Origin of the sequence: Roseomonas sp. BN140053 (assembly GCF_047690175.1) — a bacterium.
In the GTDB taxonomy this organism is placed as follows: Bacteria; Pseudomonadota; Alphaproteobacteria; order Acetobacterales; family Acetobacteraceae; genus Roseomonas.
Map to the genome: position 1 here is coordinate 56,408 of NZ_JBLLEB010000016.1, position 13,595 is coordinate 70,002.

Sequence of the window (13,595 nt, forward strand, 5' to 3'; positions counted from 1 at the left end):
CCCGGCGGCGGGGGTCGCGTGGCCCGGCGCTTGCACCGAAGGCGCTTCCTGGAGTGCCTGCTCCGGAGCGGGACCCGCCACCGGAACGGCGGCAGCAGGGGAACGACATGGCCGAAGCGAAGCTCCTGATCACCAGCAAGAACTACTCATCCTGGTCCCTGAGGGGGTGGTTGCTGGTCCGGTTCTCGGGCCTGCCCTTCCGGGAAGAAAGGGTCGCCACCGATAACCCGGCCGCGCGGGCCGAGTTGCTGCTGCAGGCTTCCTCCATCCGGGTGCCCTGCCTGGAGCATGACGGTTTGGCGGTCTGGGACACGCTGGCCATCGCCGAATACCTGCATGAAATCCGCCCCGAGGCCGGGCTGCTGCCCAGCGACCGCGCCGCCCGCGCCCGCTGCCGTTCCGTGTCCGGTGAGATGCATTCCGGATTCAGTGCCCTGCGCTCCTCCCTGCCGATGAACCTGCGGGCGCACCGGCCGGGCTTCCATGTTTGGGCCGGCGCCCGGGCCGACATCGACCGCATCGCCACCATCTGGCGCGACTGCCTGCGTGAATGGGGCGGCCCCTTCCTGTTCGGCCCGGCACCCAACGCGGCGGACGCCATGTACGCTCCCGTGGTCACCCGGCTTCGGAGCTACGACGTCCGGCTGGACCGCACCCTGGAAGATTATGGCGACCGCATCCTGGCGCTGCCTGACATGCGGGCCTGGACGGCCGCGGCGGCCGAGGAAGCGGACGAAACCATCAACGAGCTGGAGATCATCTCGGGCCGCTGAGCGCCCGGACGGGCAGCGCCGCGGCGACCGGCTCAGCGCGGCCCGTTCTCCACCCCGGCGCGGCGCAGCTCCTCGTCCAGCCGCCCGGTCAGCATCAGCCCGGCCATCCGCAGGTCCGAGAACAGCGACCAGAGCGGGTGGGTGAAAGTGGCGGGCCGGTTGCGCTCCACCAGCATATGGGAACCCCAGGCAAAGGCGTAGCCGGCCACCAGCGCCGCCAGCAGCAGCCACGGCCGCCCGGTCAGGGCCGCCAGCACCAGCAGCAGCACCCCCAGCGCGGTGCCCAGGAAATGCACCCGGCGCGTGGTCGGGCTCGCGTGCTCGCGCAGGTAGTGTGGCCAGAACTCGGCATAGCTGGCATGACGGGTCGCCATGGGGCGCAGGCTAGGCGGTTGCCCCGGCCCCCGCAACGCACGAGTTCCGATGCCTCTGCCCGCCGCCTTCCTGCCCCTGCGCCACCCGAACTTCCGCCTGCTCTGGGTCGCCACGCTGTTCAGCAACATGGGCGGCTGGGTGCAGAACACCGGCGCCGGCTGGCTGATGACCTCGCTGGACGACCGGCCGGCCATGGTGTCGGCGGTGCAGGCGGCCAGCCTGCTGCCGGTGTTCCTGCTGGCCGCCCCCGCGGGCGCCCTGGCCGACATCGTGGACCGCCGCCGCTTCCTGATCACCGCCCAGCTCTGGATGACCGGGGTGGCACTGCTGCTCTGCCTACTGGCGGCGCTGGAGGTGGTGGGCCCCTGGGGGCTGCTGGCGCTGACCTTCGCCCTGGGCATCGGCACGGCGGTGAACTTCCCGGCCTGGGCGGCGGTGACGCCGGAACTGGTGCCGCGCAGCGACCTCGCCCAGGCGATCGTGCTCAACGGCATCGGCTTCAACCTGGCGCGCTCCGTGGGGCCCGCCCTGGGCGGGGTGCTGATCGGCCTCGCCGGGCCGCAGGCCGCCTTCGCCATGAACGCCGCCTGCGTGCTGGTGCTGGTGGGCGCCCTGGTGGCCTGGCGGCGCCAGCCGGAACGCGGCCGCCTGCCCAATGAGCGCTTCTGGCCGGCGGTGCGGGCGGGGCTGCGCTTCACCGCCGCCAGCCCGGTGCTGCGCGGCACCATCCTGCGCGCGGTGGTCAGCTTCTTCGCGGGCGCCGCGGTCTGGGGCCTGCTGCCGCTGCTGGTGCGCCGGCAGCTCGGGCTGGGGCCGGAAGCCTTCGGGCTGATGCTGGCCGCCATGGGCATCGGCGCCGTGTCGGCCGGCTTCGTGCTGCCGCGGCTGCGGGCGCGCTTCAACTCCTCGCGCCTGCTGATCGCCGGCACGGCGGCCATGGGCGTGGCCCTGACCGCGCTGGGCTTCTCCACCCACTGGCTGCCGGCCGGGGCCGCCATGCTGATCTACGGCGGCTGCTGGATCGCCGCCGCCAGCACCCTCACCGCCTCCGCCCAGCTGGCCTGCCCCGCCTGGGTGCGGGCGCGGGCGATGGGCGTGTTCCAGGTTGCCACCTTCGGGGCCATGGCGCTGGGCTCCACCCTGGCCGGGCTGACCGGCGCCGCCTTCGGCATTCCCGCCACCCTGGCCGGCTTCGGGCTGTTCGGGGCGGTGGGTGCCTGGCTGCTGCGCCGCCTGCCCATGGAGAACCCGCCCCCGGTCTCCCCGGCGGCCCGGGCGGCGGCAGCCGCCCCGCCCGTGCCCGAGGCGGTAGCGCCCGAGCTGGCCGCGATCCTCGCCGCCGGGTCCGGGCGGGTGCTGGAAACCGTGCACTACCTGGTGCCGGCGCCCGAACGCGATGGCTTCCTGCGCACCATGCGGGAGGTGCGGGGCGTGCGGCTGCGCGCCGGTGCCGTGGTGTGGCGCCTGTACGAGGACGTCGCCCATCCCGAGCGCTTCATGGAGATGTGGGCGGTGGAATCCTGGGGCGAGCACCTGCGCGAGGAGTCCCGGCAAACCGAGCACGACGCCGTGGTGCTGGCCCGCGCCGCCCGGCTGCACCGCGGCGAAGAGGCACCGGAAGCGCGCCGATACCTGAACCTGGAGCCCTGAAACCTTCGGCGTCCCGGGGCGCTGGCGCCTCGACGGATCGGGACCACGTCCCGGATCCGCTCAGTCTCGCGATACTGAGAGGAACCATTTCATGGCCAAGCAGCCTGCCGCCGCCCGGGGCGACCATTCCGGCCGCCGTTGGAGCACCCGCAACGACCTCGGCGACAACGCCAAGGAAACCTCGATCAGCACGCTGCAGGCGCTGCTGACGGACTCGGTCGACCTCTACAACTCCACGCGGCAGGCGCACTGGAACCTGAAGGGTTCCAACTTCATCGGCCTGCACGAGATGCTGGAAGTCTTCTACACCGCGCTCAACGAGCAGACCGACATGCTGGCCGAGCGCTGCGTACAGCTGGGCGGCGTGCCCAACGGCACCAGCCAGAGCATCGCCGCCGGCACCCGCCTGCCGCCCTATCCCGCCGAGCTGCTGAACAGCATGGACCATGTGTCCGAGCTGGCCGACCGCTACGCCGCCGTGGCGAAGAACCTGCGCCAGGGCATCGACGAGACGGACGACGCCGGCGACGCCGATACCTCCGACCTGCTCACGGAGATCAGCCGCGCCATCGACAAGAACCTGTGGATGCTGGAAGCCCACCTGCACGGCCACGGCAACGAGGGCAAGGACGGTCGCTGAGCCGCCAGCCACCGGGTTTCCCGGGCCGGGCCATGCGCCCGGCCCGCCCTTCCCGGTTGCAGTTCCCCCCCGCCCGCCTTAAGTTCCGGGCGGGGGACCGGAACACAACATGAACGACCTCTTCGGCGGCCGCAACGCCCGCGGCCCCGCCCAGCAGAGCTACTCCGCCGCCGACATCGAGGTGCTGGAAGGCCTGGAGCCCGTCCGGCGCCGCCCCGGCATGTATATCGGCGGCACCGACGAGAACGCCCTCCATCACCTGGCGTCCGAGATCATCGACAACGCCATGGACGAGGCGGTGGCCGGCCATGCCGACCGTATCGAGGTGACGCTGGAAGCCGGCGACTGGCTGGTGGTGCGCGACAACGGCCGCGGCATCCCCGTGGACCCGCATCCCAAGTTCCCCAAGCTGAGCGCGCTGGAGGTGATCCTCACCACCCTGCATTCCGGCGGCAAGTTCTCGGGCAAGGCCTACGAGACCTCCGGCGGCCTGCACGGCGTCGGCTCCTCCGTGGTGAACGCGCTGAGCGAGCGGATGGAGGTGGAGGTCGCCCGCGACCGCACCCTGTTCACCCAGAGCTACGAGCGCGGCCGCCCGGTTTCCAAGCTCAAGAACGCCGGCCCGGTGCACAACCGCCGCGGCACCCAGTTCCGCTTCAAGCCGGATGCCGAGATCTTCGGCAAGCAGCACTTCTCCGCCGCGCGGCTGTACCGGCTATGCCGTTCCAAGGCCTACCTGTACCGGGGCGTGGAGATCCGCTGGAGCTGCGACCCGTCCCTGGCGGCCGAGGACGTGCCGGCCCAGGCCACGCTGCACTTCCCCGGCGGCCTGTCGGACTTCCTGGCCGCGGCCATCGAGGGCCGCTCCCCCGTGGTGCCCGCCCCCTGGTCCGGCGACGTGCCCTTCCCCGACCGCCAGGGCCGTGCCGAATGGGCGGTGACCTGGCTGGAACAGGGCGAGGGCTTCCTGCACGCCTATGCCAACACCATTCCCACCCCGCAGGGCGGCACGCACGAGGCCGGGCTGCGCGCGGCGCTGGTGAAGGGCCTGCGCGCCTACGGCGAGCTGAAGAAGGAGAAGCGCGCCGCTACCGTCACCGCCGAGGACCTGTTCGGCGGCATGACGGCGATGCTCTCGGTGTTCCTGCGCGACCCGCAGTTCCAGGGGCAGACCAAGGACAAGCTGACCTCGCCCGAGGCCGCCCGCCTGGTCGAGAACGCGCTACGCGACCACTTCGACCATTGGCTGACCGGCGACACCCGGAACGCCGACAACCTGCTCTCCTGGGCGATCGAGCGCGCCGAGGACCGCCTCCGCCGGCGCGAGCTGAAGGACACGCCGCGCAAGTCGGCCACGCGCCGGCTGCGGCTGCCCGGCAAGCTGGCCGACTGTTCCTCCGAGAACGCGGAGTCGACGGAGCTGTTCCTGGTGGAGGGCGACAGCGCCGGCGGCTCGGCCAAGCAGGCGCGCGACCGGCAGACCCAGGCGGTGCTGCCGCTGCGCGGCAAGATCCTCAACGTCGCCTCTGCCTCGGCCGACAAGCTGCGGCAGAACCAGGAACTGCGCGACCTGATCGAGGCGCTGGGCTGCGGCGCCGGCGACAAGTTCGACATCACCCGCATGCGCTACGGCCGCGTGGTGATCATGACGGACGCCGACGTGGACGGCGCCCATATCGCCGCGTTGCTGATGACCTTCTTCTACAAGGAACTCCCGGAACTGGTGCGCCAGGGCCGGGTCTTCCTGGCGCAGCCGCCGCTGTACCGGCTGCAATCCGGCAGCGTCTCGGTCTATGCCCGCGACGATGCCGACCTGGAACGCCTGCGCAAGAAGGCCTTCAAGCCGAGCCAGAAGGTGGAAGTCAGCCGCTTCAAGGGCCTGGGCGAGATGCCGCCCATGTCGCTGAAGGAAACCACCATGGATCCGCGCAAGCGGTCCCTGCTCAAGGTGGTGCTGCCGCCGGAGGACCGGGCCCGCACGGCGGAACTGCTGGAAGCGCTGATGGGCCGCAAGCCGGAGTTGCGCTTCCGCTTCATCCAGGAAAACGCCAACAAGCTGGACGAGGACGCGGTGGACGCCTGATCCACCCGCGGCGGCCCGCCCGGGCCGCCGTCAGGCGCTTTCCGCCCCTGCCAGCACCACCACCTTCGGCCAGAGCGTCACCAGCGCCTCGGCAGTGGCGAGGTTCAGCGCCAGCGGCACGTTGCGCAGGATGGCCAGCCGCAGCAGCGCCGCGGTATCCGGCTCCGCCCGATCCGGATCGACCAGGCAGACCAGCGCGTCGATCCGCCCTTCCGCCAGCCGCGCCCCGACCTGCAGCGTGCCGCCCTGCGAGGCGCCGAGCAGCCGTTCCACCTTCAGTTCCGGGATCGCTTCCTTGAGCCGGCCTCCGGTGTCGCCGGTGGCAACGATCCGGTGGCCGGACAGCAGCGCCCGGTGGCGCTCCGCCCACTGCACCAGCGCATCCCTGCGGGTGTCCTGCGCGATCAGGGCGATGTTCAGCAGCGTCACGGCGGTCTCCTCGCCTCCTGCAACGCCGGCCGGCCGAGGTGGCTGCCCGGTTCCGGCGCATCGCGCGGCGGCAGGGCCTGGGCCGCTCCGCCGCCGAACCCAATCGCCGGGCGGAGCCGGCCGCGGATCAGGCCGGGCGCAGCAGCCAGTCTCGCAGCAGCGCACCGACCGGGCCGGGCGACTCCATCGGCGGCAGGTGGCCGCAGCCCGGCAGCGTCCGCAGTTCCGCACCGGGGATGCCGGCGGCCATCTCGGCGGACAGGGCGGGCGGCGTCATCCCGTCCGCCTCCCCCACCGCCACCAGGGTCGGCACGGCGATGCCGGACAGCATCGGCCGCGAATCCGGCCGCCCCAGGATCGCCGCCTGCTGGTCCAGGAAGGCATCCCGCCCGAGGCGTTCCGCCATCGCGATCACCTCCGCGCCGAGCGGGCCGGACAGGTTGTCGGGATGCAGCAGCTGCGGCAGCAACCGGGGCGTCACGCCGCGGAACCGCCCGCCGGGCGGGGTGCGGCGGGCCAGGGCGAGAAGGCCGCGCCGGCGCCGCGCCTGGGTGTCGCTGTCCGGCCGGGCCGAGGTGTCGAACAGCGCCAGGCGCTCCACGCGCTCCGCCGCTTGGCGCAGCACAGCGAGGGCGACATAGCCGCCCATGGACAGCCCGGCCAGCGCGAAGCGGCCGAACCCCGCCGCATCCGCCGTGGCCAGCACCCGCGCCGCCAGCGCGTCCACCGAATCGCCGCGCGACAGGTCGGCCACCACGGGCACCGCGATGTCACCCAGCGCCGCGGCCGGGTCCCGCCACAGCCGGGCGTCACAGAGCAGCCCGGGAAGCAGGATCAGCGGTGTCCGATCGGTCACGCCGGGTCGATAAGCGCCGCCGCCGGACCCGTCCAGGGCGGAAATCCTTGCTTTCGCGCACCGGGCCACGCATATGCCCGACGTCGCCGGGGCTCCGGCGCGGCCCGAGGCCGCGTCCGACGCGTGCCCCGCAGGGCGACACCAGCAGGAGCCGCGGAAAGGCCGCGGCCACAACCGACCCGGCGTTCGCCGCCGGGTGCCGCAGGAACCGAGTTCTCTTGAGCGAACCGCGCGACGTCCCCGAGGCGGCGAACCCCGCCGAACAGCCGAACGACCTCAACCCCGCCGTGACGGGCACGCCGGAGGAAACCACCCGCCGGGTGATCGGCGACGATGCCGCCGCCCCCGCGGCCGAGCCGCCCGAGAACCCCGCGGAAGAAACCACCGAGGAACGGCCGGAACAGTTCTACGAGGACGCGGCCGTCCCCAATGTGGACGTGCCGCCGGAAGGCGCCGCCACCGACGGCGACACCCTGCCCGAAGCCCACGGCCCCGTCGGCGGTGCCACCGCGGCCGAGCTGGGTTCCTTTGCCGCCGAGGTCGCCGGCCCGCTGCCCGACGAGGACGCCCCGCCCGCCGGGGATGACGCGACGACGGACTCCGCCGGTAACGCCGCGGAAGCTGCCGCCGACCAGCCGGACACGATGGAGGACGCCTCCGACGAAGGCGCTTCCGGTGACGCTGTGTCCGACGAGAGCGCTTCCGAGGATGAGGAAGAGCCCGAGCTGGAGCCGGTGGTCGGCTTCGACAGCCTCGGCCTGGGCGAGCCGATCCTGCGCGCCATCGCCGAGGCCGGCTACGTCACCCCCACGCCGATCCAGGAACAGGCCATCCCGGTGGTGCTGATGGGCCGCGACGTGCTGGGCTGCGCCCAGACCGGCACCGGCAAGACCGCCGGCTTCACCCTGCCGATGCTGGACATCCTGGCGGGGTCACGGGCCAAGGCGCGCATGCCGCGCTCCCTGATCCTGGAGCCGACGCGCGAGCTGGCGCTGCAGGTCGCCGAGAACTTCGTGAAGTACGGCAAGCACCTGAACCTCGTGCACGCGCTGCTGATCGGCGGCGAGAGCATGAACGACCAGCGCGCCGTGCTGGACAAGGGCGTGGACGTGCTGATCGCGACGCCGGGCCGCCTGCTGGACCTGTTCGAGCGCGGCCGCATCCTGCTGGCGGACTGCAAGATCCTGGTGATCGACGAGGCCGATCGCATGCTGGACATGGGGTTCATCCCCGATGTCGAGCGCATCGTTTCCATGCTGCCGCCGCTGCGCCAGACGCTGTTCTTCTCCGCCACCATGGCGCCCGAGATTCGCAAGCTGGCCGACGCCTTCCTGCAGAATCCCAAGGAGATCACGGTGTCGCGCCCGGCCTCGGTCGCGACCACCATCACCACCGGCCTGGTGCTGTGCCAGCCCAACGACAAGCGCGAGGCGCTGCGGCGGCTGATCCGGTCCGAGGACGTGCAGAACGCCCTGATCTTCTGCAACCGCAAGCGCGACGTGGACATCCTGTACAAGTCGCTCAGCCGCCATGGCTTCTCCGTGGGCGCGCTGCACGGCGACATGGACCAGTCCGCCCGCTTCGCGACCCTGGCGAAGTTCAAGAACAACGAGCTGCGCCTGCTGGTCTGCTCCGACGTCGCGGCCCGCGGCCTGGACATCGGCGGGCTGAGCCACGTCTTCAACTTCGACGTGCCCTTCCATTCCGAGGACTACGTCCACCGCATCGGCCGCACCGGCCGGGCCGGGCGCGAGGGTAAGGCCTTCACCATCGCCACCGCCGACGATGCCAAGCTGGTGGCGGCGGTGGAGAAGCTGACCGGCGCCCCGATCCCACGCATGGAAGTGCCGGGGCTGGAGGCCGTGGATGCGGCCGAGGTGGAAGCCGCGGCGCGGTCCCCGCGCGGCGGCCGCGGCCGGCGCGAAGGTGGCCGCGACGAGCGCAGCCGCGGTCGCGGCGCCCCGCGCGGCGAGGCCCGCGGCCGCGAGGGTGCCGAGGAGCGCAGCCGCACCAGCCCGGACGAGCGCGTCCGCGGCGGCACCGAGGAGCGCAGCCGCGGCCCGGAGGAGTTCCCCCGCCGCGGCGAGCCGAGCCGCCGCAGCGAGTCTTCCGGCCGCGGCGACCGCGGCGAGGCCCGTCCGCGCAGCGCCGGCCGCAGCGACTTCGCCGCCGAGCCCGCGCCGCGCGAACCCGCCGGCCGCGACAACTTCCGCAGCGAGCGTCCCCGCGGCGAGGACGCGTCCCGCGGCCGTGGCCGCAGCGAGGAGCGTGCCCCCCGGTCGGAGGAACGTCCCGCCCCGCGCTACGAGGACCGCCAGCGCCGCGAATACCGCGACCGCAACGACGACCTCGGCCCGGCCGTGCGCGGCTTCGGCGACAGCGTGCCCGCCTTCATGCTGATCCCGATCCCGCGCCCGCGCCGCACGGAAGAAGGCCCGACCGGCCCGGACGCCGAGGCGGCCTGACACGGGGCGACCCGTGAACACCGGGGCGGCCACCGTGCCGCCCCGCACGCGTGTCGCGACGCTTGCCTGCCCCGCCGGACCGCAGCACCCTGCCGCCCGGCCGCATCGCCCCGGGGTCCGCCCCGATCCAGCCGGCAGCACCCTGGCGGTGCCGCAGCGCCATCCTCGCGAACCCAGGAGAACGTGATCCCATGAACGTCGTGGCCCCCGTCGCCGCCGAGCCCGAGGCTCCCCTCGCCCCGCGTCCGCGCTCCACGCCGCCGTTCTCCTGGGACGACGCCCTGCTGCTGGAAGACCAGCTGACCGAGGACGAGCGGATGGTGCGCGACGCCGCGCACGCCTTCTGCCAGGACCGGCTGATGCCGCGCGTGCTGGAAGCCAACCGGCACGAGCATTTCGACCGCGAGATCATGAACGAGTTCGGCGAGCAGGGCTTCCTGGGCGCCACGCTGGAAGGCTACGGCTGCGCCGGCGTCGGCTACGTGAGCTACGGCCTGATCGCGCGCGAGGTCGAGCGCGTCGACAGCGGCTACCGCTCTGCCTTTTCCGTGCAGTCCTCGCTGGTGATGTATCCGATCTACGCCTTCGGTTCCGAGGCGCAGAAGGAGAAGTTCCTGCCCAAGCTGCGCTCCGGCGAATGGGTCGGCTGCTTCGGCCTGACCGAGCCGGATGCCGGCTCCGACCCGTCCTCGATGCGTACGCGGGCCCGCAAGGTCGACGGCGGGTACCTCGTGTCCGGCTCCAAGACCTGGATCACCAACTCCCCGATCTCCGACGTCTTCGTGGTCTGGGCCAAGGACGACGAGGGGACCCTGCGCGGCTTCATCCTGGAAAAGGGGATGAAGGGCCTCACCGCCCCCAAGATCGAGGGCAAGTTCTCCCTGCGTGCCTCCACCACCGGCATGATCATGATGGACGAGGTCTTCGTCCCCGAGGAGAACCGCCTGCCCGGCGTGAAGTCCCTGGCCGGCCCCTTCGCCTGCCTCAACCGCGCCCGCTACGGCATCGCCTGGGGCGCGCTGGGCGCCGCCGAGTTCTGCTGGCACGCCGCGCGCGAATACACGCTGAACCGCAAGATGTTCGGCCGCCCGCTGGCGCAAACGCAGCTGGTGCAGAAGAAGCTCGCCGACATGCAGACGGAGATCACGCTGGGGCTGCAATCCGTGCTGCGCGTCGGCCGCCTGTTCGACGAGCACCGCGTGGCGCCGGAGATGATCTCCCTGGTGAAGCGGAACTCCTGCGGCAAGGCGCTGGACATCGCCCGCGTGTCCCGCGACATGCACGGCGGCAACGGCATCTCCGACGAGTACCACGTGATCCGTCACGTGATGAACCTGGAAGCCGTGAACACCTACGAGGGCACGCACGACGTGCACGCGCTGATCCTCGGCCGCGCGCAGACCGGGCTGAACGCCTTCGGGGCGTAACCCTGCGGGGACCGGGGGGCGGAGCACCAGCATGACCACCGCCGCCCGAGGCCCGAGCCGCCGGCCAGGCCGGACCGCACCGCGTCGTCCGACCGCCGCCGGCCCGCCCGGCGCCGCGCCGGACGTTTCCGCCGCGGTGGAGGCGACCGTCACGCGGATGGGCAGCGGCGGCGACGGCGTTGCCACCCTGCCGGATGGAGGCAGCGCCTTTCTGCCCTTCGTGCTGCCGGGCGAGCGCGTCCTCGCCCGCCCCACCGGGCGCCGCGCCGGCACCGTGCTGGCCGAAGCCACCGCCATCCTGGCGCCGAGCCCGGAGCGGGTAGCACCGCCCTGCCCGCATTTCGGCACCTGCGGCGGCTGCGCCCTGCAGCACTGGGACCTCGGCCGCTACGCCGCCTGGAAGCGGCAGCGCCTGGTCGAGGCGCTGCAACGCGCCGGCTTCCCCGACCCCGCCGTGGCCCCGATCGCTCCCTGCCCGCCCCGCACCCGCCGCCGGGCCGACCTGGCGATCCGCCGCGGGCCGGAGGGCATCGCCATTGGCTTCCACGCCCGCGGCGAGGGCCGCGTGGTGGACATGCGGCACTGCGACGTGCTGGACCCGCGCCTCTTCGCGCTGCTGGAGCCGCTGCGCGAGCTGCTCGGCCGCTTGCGCGGCTTCCGGCGCGACGGCTCGGCCCTGTTCAACCTGCTCGACACCGGCCCGGACCTGCTGCTGCGCACCGATGCGCCGCTGACCACCGCGGACCGTCAGGCCCTGGCCGGTTTCGGCGTGGCGCAGGGCCTGCCCCGCATCGCCTGGGCGCAGGGCGACGGGGTGCCGGAAACCGCGGCGCAATCCGGCGGCGTCGCGATCACCCTGGGCGACACCGCCGTGGCCCCCGCGCCCGGTGCCTTCCTGCAGGCGACCCCGGAGGGCGAAGCCGCCATCGTCGCCGCCGTGCTGGCCGGGCTGCCGGACGATCTGCCGCCCCGCGCCCGTATCGCCGACCTCTACGCCGGCGTCGGCACCCTGTCCTTCCCCCTCGCCGCCCGCGCCCGGGTGGATGCCTTCGAAGGTGAGGCGCAGGCCGTGGCAGCCCTGACCGCGGCCGCGCACCGGGCCGGCGCCCCGCGGGTCACGCCCAAGCGCCGCGACCTGGCCCGCCAGCCCCTGCCGCCGGCCGAGCTGGCCGCCTACGCCGCCGCCGTGCTGGACCCGCCCTTCGCGGGCGCACCGGAACAGGCTCCCCTGCTGGCCCGCAGCACGGTGACGCGGGTGATCTACGTGTCCTGCAATCCCTCGGCCCTGTCGCGCGACGCCGCCCTCTTCGCGCGGGCGGGGTGGCGGCTGGAACGCGCCACGCCGGTGGACCAGTTCATCTGGTCGCCGCACCTGGAATCCGTGGTGGTGCTGGCCCGCGGCGCCTGAACCGCCGCGAAAGCACCGCTTGCCCGGCGGGCCGGCCTCCCCGCATCCTCGGTCTTCGAACGTCGATCCGGGAGATGAACGCCGTGCCCCAACGCCGAGCCGTGCTGGCTGCCGCCGCGCTGCTGCCCGCCCTGCCCCGCCTCGCCGCGGCGCAACCCGCCGCCGCACCTGCCGCCCCGGCTGCGCGGCAGGCGCCGGGCTTCTTCCGCAGCAAGCTGGGCGGCGCCACCCTGCTGCAGGTCAATGATGGCTTCGGCCGCCGGCCCGACCCCGCGCGCGGCTTCATCGGCAATGCCGAGCCGGCCGCGGTGGAAGCCGCCCTGCGCGACGCCTTCCTGCCCACCGAGTTCCTGGAAATCTCCTACACTGTGCCGATGCTGGAACGCGCCGACGGCATCGTGGCCTTCGATGCCGGCACCGGCGGCCAGCTCGGCCCCACCACGGGCGGGCTGGCGGCCAACCTGCGCGCCGCCGGGCGTGACCCGGGCGACGTGCGCCAGATCGTCTTCACCCATTTCCACGGCGACCACGTCACCGGCCTGACCACGGCGGAGAACGCCCGCGCCTTTCCCAATGCCGAGCTGATCGTGCCCCAGCCGGAGTGGGACTACTGGCTGGACGAGGCGACCGCCTCCCGCGCCCCGGAAGCGCAGCGCGCCGCCTTCGCCAACGTGCGCCGCCGCTTCGGGGCCTACGAAGGCCGCGTGCGCCGCTTCCGCCCCGGCGAGGAAGTGCTGCCCGGCGTGCTGTCGGTGGAAACCCACGGCCACACGCCCGGCCACACCTCCTTCATCGTGACGGAGGGCGATGCCCGGGTGCTGATCTTCGGGGACGTCACCAACCGGCCGGAACTCTTCGTCCGCAATCCCGGCTGGCACGCGGTGTTCGACATGGATGCCCAGCGGGCGGAGGCCACGCGGCGCCGCGTGCTGGACATGGCGGCGACGGAGCGGCTGCGCATCGCCGCCTATCACTGGCCGTTTCCCGGGCTGGGCTACGTCGCCAAGGACGGCAACGGCTACCGCTGGGCACCGCAGAGCTGGTCCGCCGCGGTGTGACGCCCGCGGAGCGCCCCGGCAACGGGGCGCGCTCACGCCTCAGACGTGGAAGCTCTCGCCGCAGCCGCAGCGGCCCTTCTCATTGGGGTTCACGAAGGTAAAGCCCGCCGACATGGCCTTGTGCTCGTAGTCCATGGTGGTGCCGATCAGGAACAGCGTCGCCTTGCGGTCCACCAGCACGGTGACGCCCTTGTCCGTGACCACCTCGTCGGCCGGCCCGGCGGCATCCACCCAACTGAGGTCGTAGGCCATGCCGGAACAGCCCTTGGTCTTCACCGCGATCCGCAGCAGCTTGCCCTCGCCGCCCTTCTCCGCCTGCGAAGCGTAGAGGCCGCGCAGCCGCTCGGCCGCGGTGTCGGACAGCGACATCAGCGGCGGCAGGGCGCGACGCGGTTTGGCGGGGGTTCCCGTGGTGGTGCTCATGGTGCGCG

The 13,595-nt window shown here is 73.0% G+C and carries 12 protein-coding genes; 8 read left to right on the top strand and 4 right to left on the bottom strand.

Going from position 1 to position 13,595, the window contains the following annotated elements; genetic code table 11:
• Nucleotides 1-107: 107 nt before the first annotated feature.
• On the top strand, nucleotides 108-773 hold the full coding sequence (locus ACLIBK_RS15450) for a glutathione S-transferase family protein (RefSeq protein WP_415388171.1): 666 nt from the start codon (nucleotides 108-110) through the stop codon (nucleotides 771-773).
• Nucleotides 774-805: 32 nt separating this feature from the next.
• Here ACLIBK_RS15450 and ACLIBK_RS15455 read toward each other — a convergent pair whose 3' ends face one another.
• On the bottom strand, nucleotides 806-1,147 hold the full coding sequence (locus tag ACLIBK_RS15455) for an Mpo1-like protein (protein ID WP_415388172.1): 342 nt from the start codon (nucleotides 1,145-1,147) through the stop codon (nucleotides 806-808).
• A 49-nt stretch (nucleotides 1,148-1,196) separates the two neighbouring features.
• Here ACLIBK_RS15455 and ACLIBK_RS15460 point away from each other — a divergent pair, with 49 nt between their 5' ends.
• From ACLIBK_RS15460 to parE, 3 genes are all read left to right on the top strand, one after another.
• Entirely contained in the window at nucleotides 1,197-2,798 is a 1,602-nt protein-coding gene (locus tag ACLIBK_RS15460; RefSeq protein WP_415388173.1) for an MFS transporter, read from the top strand.
• Between the two features lie 91 nt (nucleotides 2,799-2,889).
• Nucleotides 2,890-3,438 carry a DNA starvation/stationary phase protection protein Dps gene (dps, locus tag ACLIBK_RS15465; protein ID WP_415388174.1) on the top strand — a complete coding sequence of 183 codons (549 nt, stop codon included), beginning with the start codon at nucleotides 2,890-2,892 and terminating at the stop codon, nucleotides 3,436-3,438.
• Between the two features lie 109 nt (nucleotides 3,439-3,547).
• Nucleotides 3,548-5,521 (top strand): DNA topoisomerase IV subunit B, encoded by a 1,974-nt coding sequence (gene parE, locus ACLIBK_RS15470; protein WP_415388175.1) that lies wholly within the window; start codon nucleotides 3,548-3,550, stop codon nucleotides 5,519-5,521.
• A gap of 30 nt (nucleotides 5,522-5,551) precedes the next feature.
• Here parE and ACLIBK_RS15475 read toward each other — a convergent pair whose 3' ends face one another.
• Both ACLIBK_RS15475 and ACLIBK_RS15480 read right to left on the bottom strand, forming a co-directional pair.
• Entirely contained in the window at nucleotides 5,552-5,950 is a 399-nt protein-coding gene (locus tag ACLIBK_RS15475; protein WP_415388176.1) for a methylglyoxal synthase, read from the bottom strand.
• A gap of 127 nt (nucleotides 5,951-6,077) precedes the next feature.
• On the bottom strand, nucleotides 6,078-6,806 hold the full coding sequence (locus ACLIBK_RS15480) for an alpha/beta fold hydrolase (protein WP_415388177.1): 729 nt from the start codon (nucleotides 6,804-6,806) through the stop codon (nucleotides 6,078-6,080).
• A 218-nt stretch (nucleotides 6,807-7,024) separates the two neighbouring features.
• Here ACLIBK_RS15480 and ACLIBK_RS15485 point away from each other — a divergent pair, with 218 nt between their 5' ends.
• The 4 genes from ACLIBK_RS15485 to ACLIBK_RS15500 all read left to right on the top strand — a co-directional run bounded on the left by ACLIBK_RS15485 (nucleotide 7,025) and on the right by ACLIBK_RS15500 (nucleotide 13,164).
• The gene (locus ACLIBK_RS15485) at nucleotides 7,025-9,271 is read left to right on the top strand and encodes a DEAD/DEAH box helicase (protein WP_415388178.1); all 2,247 of its coding nucleotides are present in this window, start codon (nucleotides 7,025-7,027) and stop codon (nucleotides 9,269-9,271) included.
• A 191-nt stretch (nucleotides 9,272-9,462) separates the two neighbouring features.
• Complete coding sequence (locus ACLIBK_RS15490) at nucleotides 9,463-10,698, top strand: acyl-CoA dehydrogenase (protein WP_415388179.1); 1,236 nt, start codon at nucleotides 9,463-9,465, stop codon at nucleotides 10,696-10,698.
• Between the two features lie 31 nt (nucleotides 10,699-10,729).
• Complete coding sequence (locus tag ACLIBK_RS15495; protein ID WP_415388180.1) at nucleotides 10,730-12,106, top strand: class I SAM-dependent RNA methyltransferase; 1,377 nt, start codon at nucleotides 10,730-10,732, stop codon at nucleotides 12,104-12,106.
• 74 nt (nucleotides 12,107-12,180) lie between these two features.
• On the top strand, nucleotides 12,181-13,164 hold the full coding sequence (locus tag ACLIBK_RS15500; protein ID WP_415388181.1) for an MBL fold metallo-hydrolase: 984 nt from the start codon (nucleotides 12,181-12,183) through the stop codon (nucleotides 13,162-13,164).
• 39 nt (nucleotides 13,165-13,203) lie between these two features.
• On the opposite strand, the gene ACLIBK_RS15505 is transcribed toward ACLIBK_RS15500, so the two are convergent.
• A complete protein-coding gene (locus tag ACLIBK_RS15505) occupies nucleotides 13,204-13,587 on the bottom strand; it encodes a HesB/IscA family protein (RefSeq protein WP_415388182.1) in 384 nt (127 codons plus the stop codon).
• Between the last annotated feature and the right edge of the window lie 8 nt (nucleotides 13,588-13,595).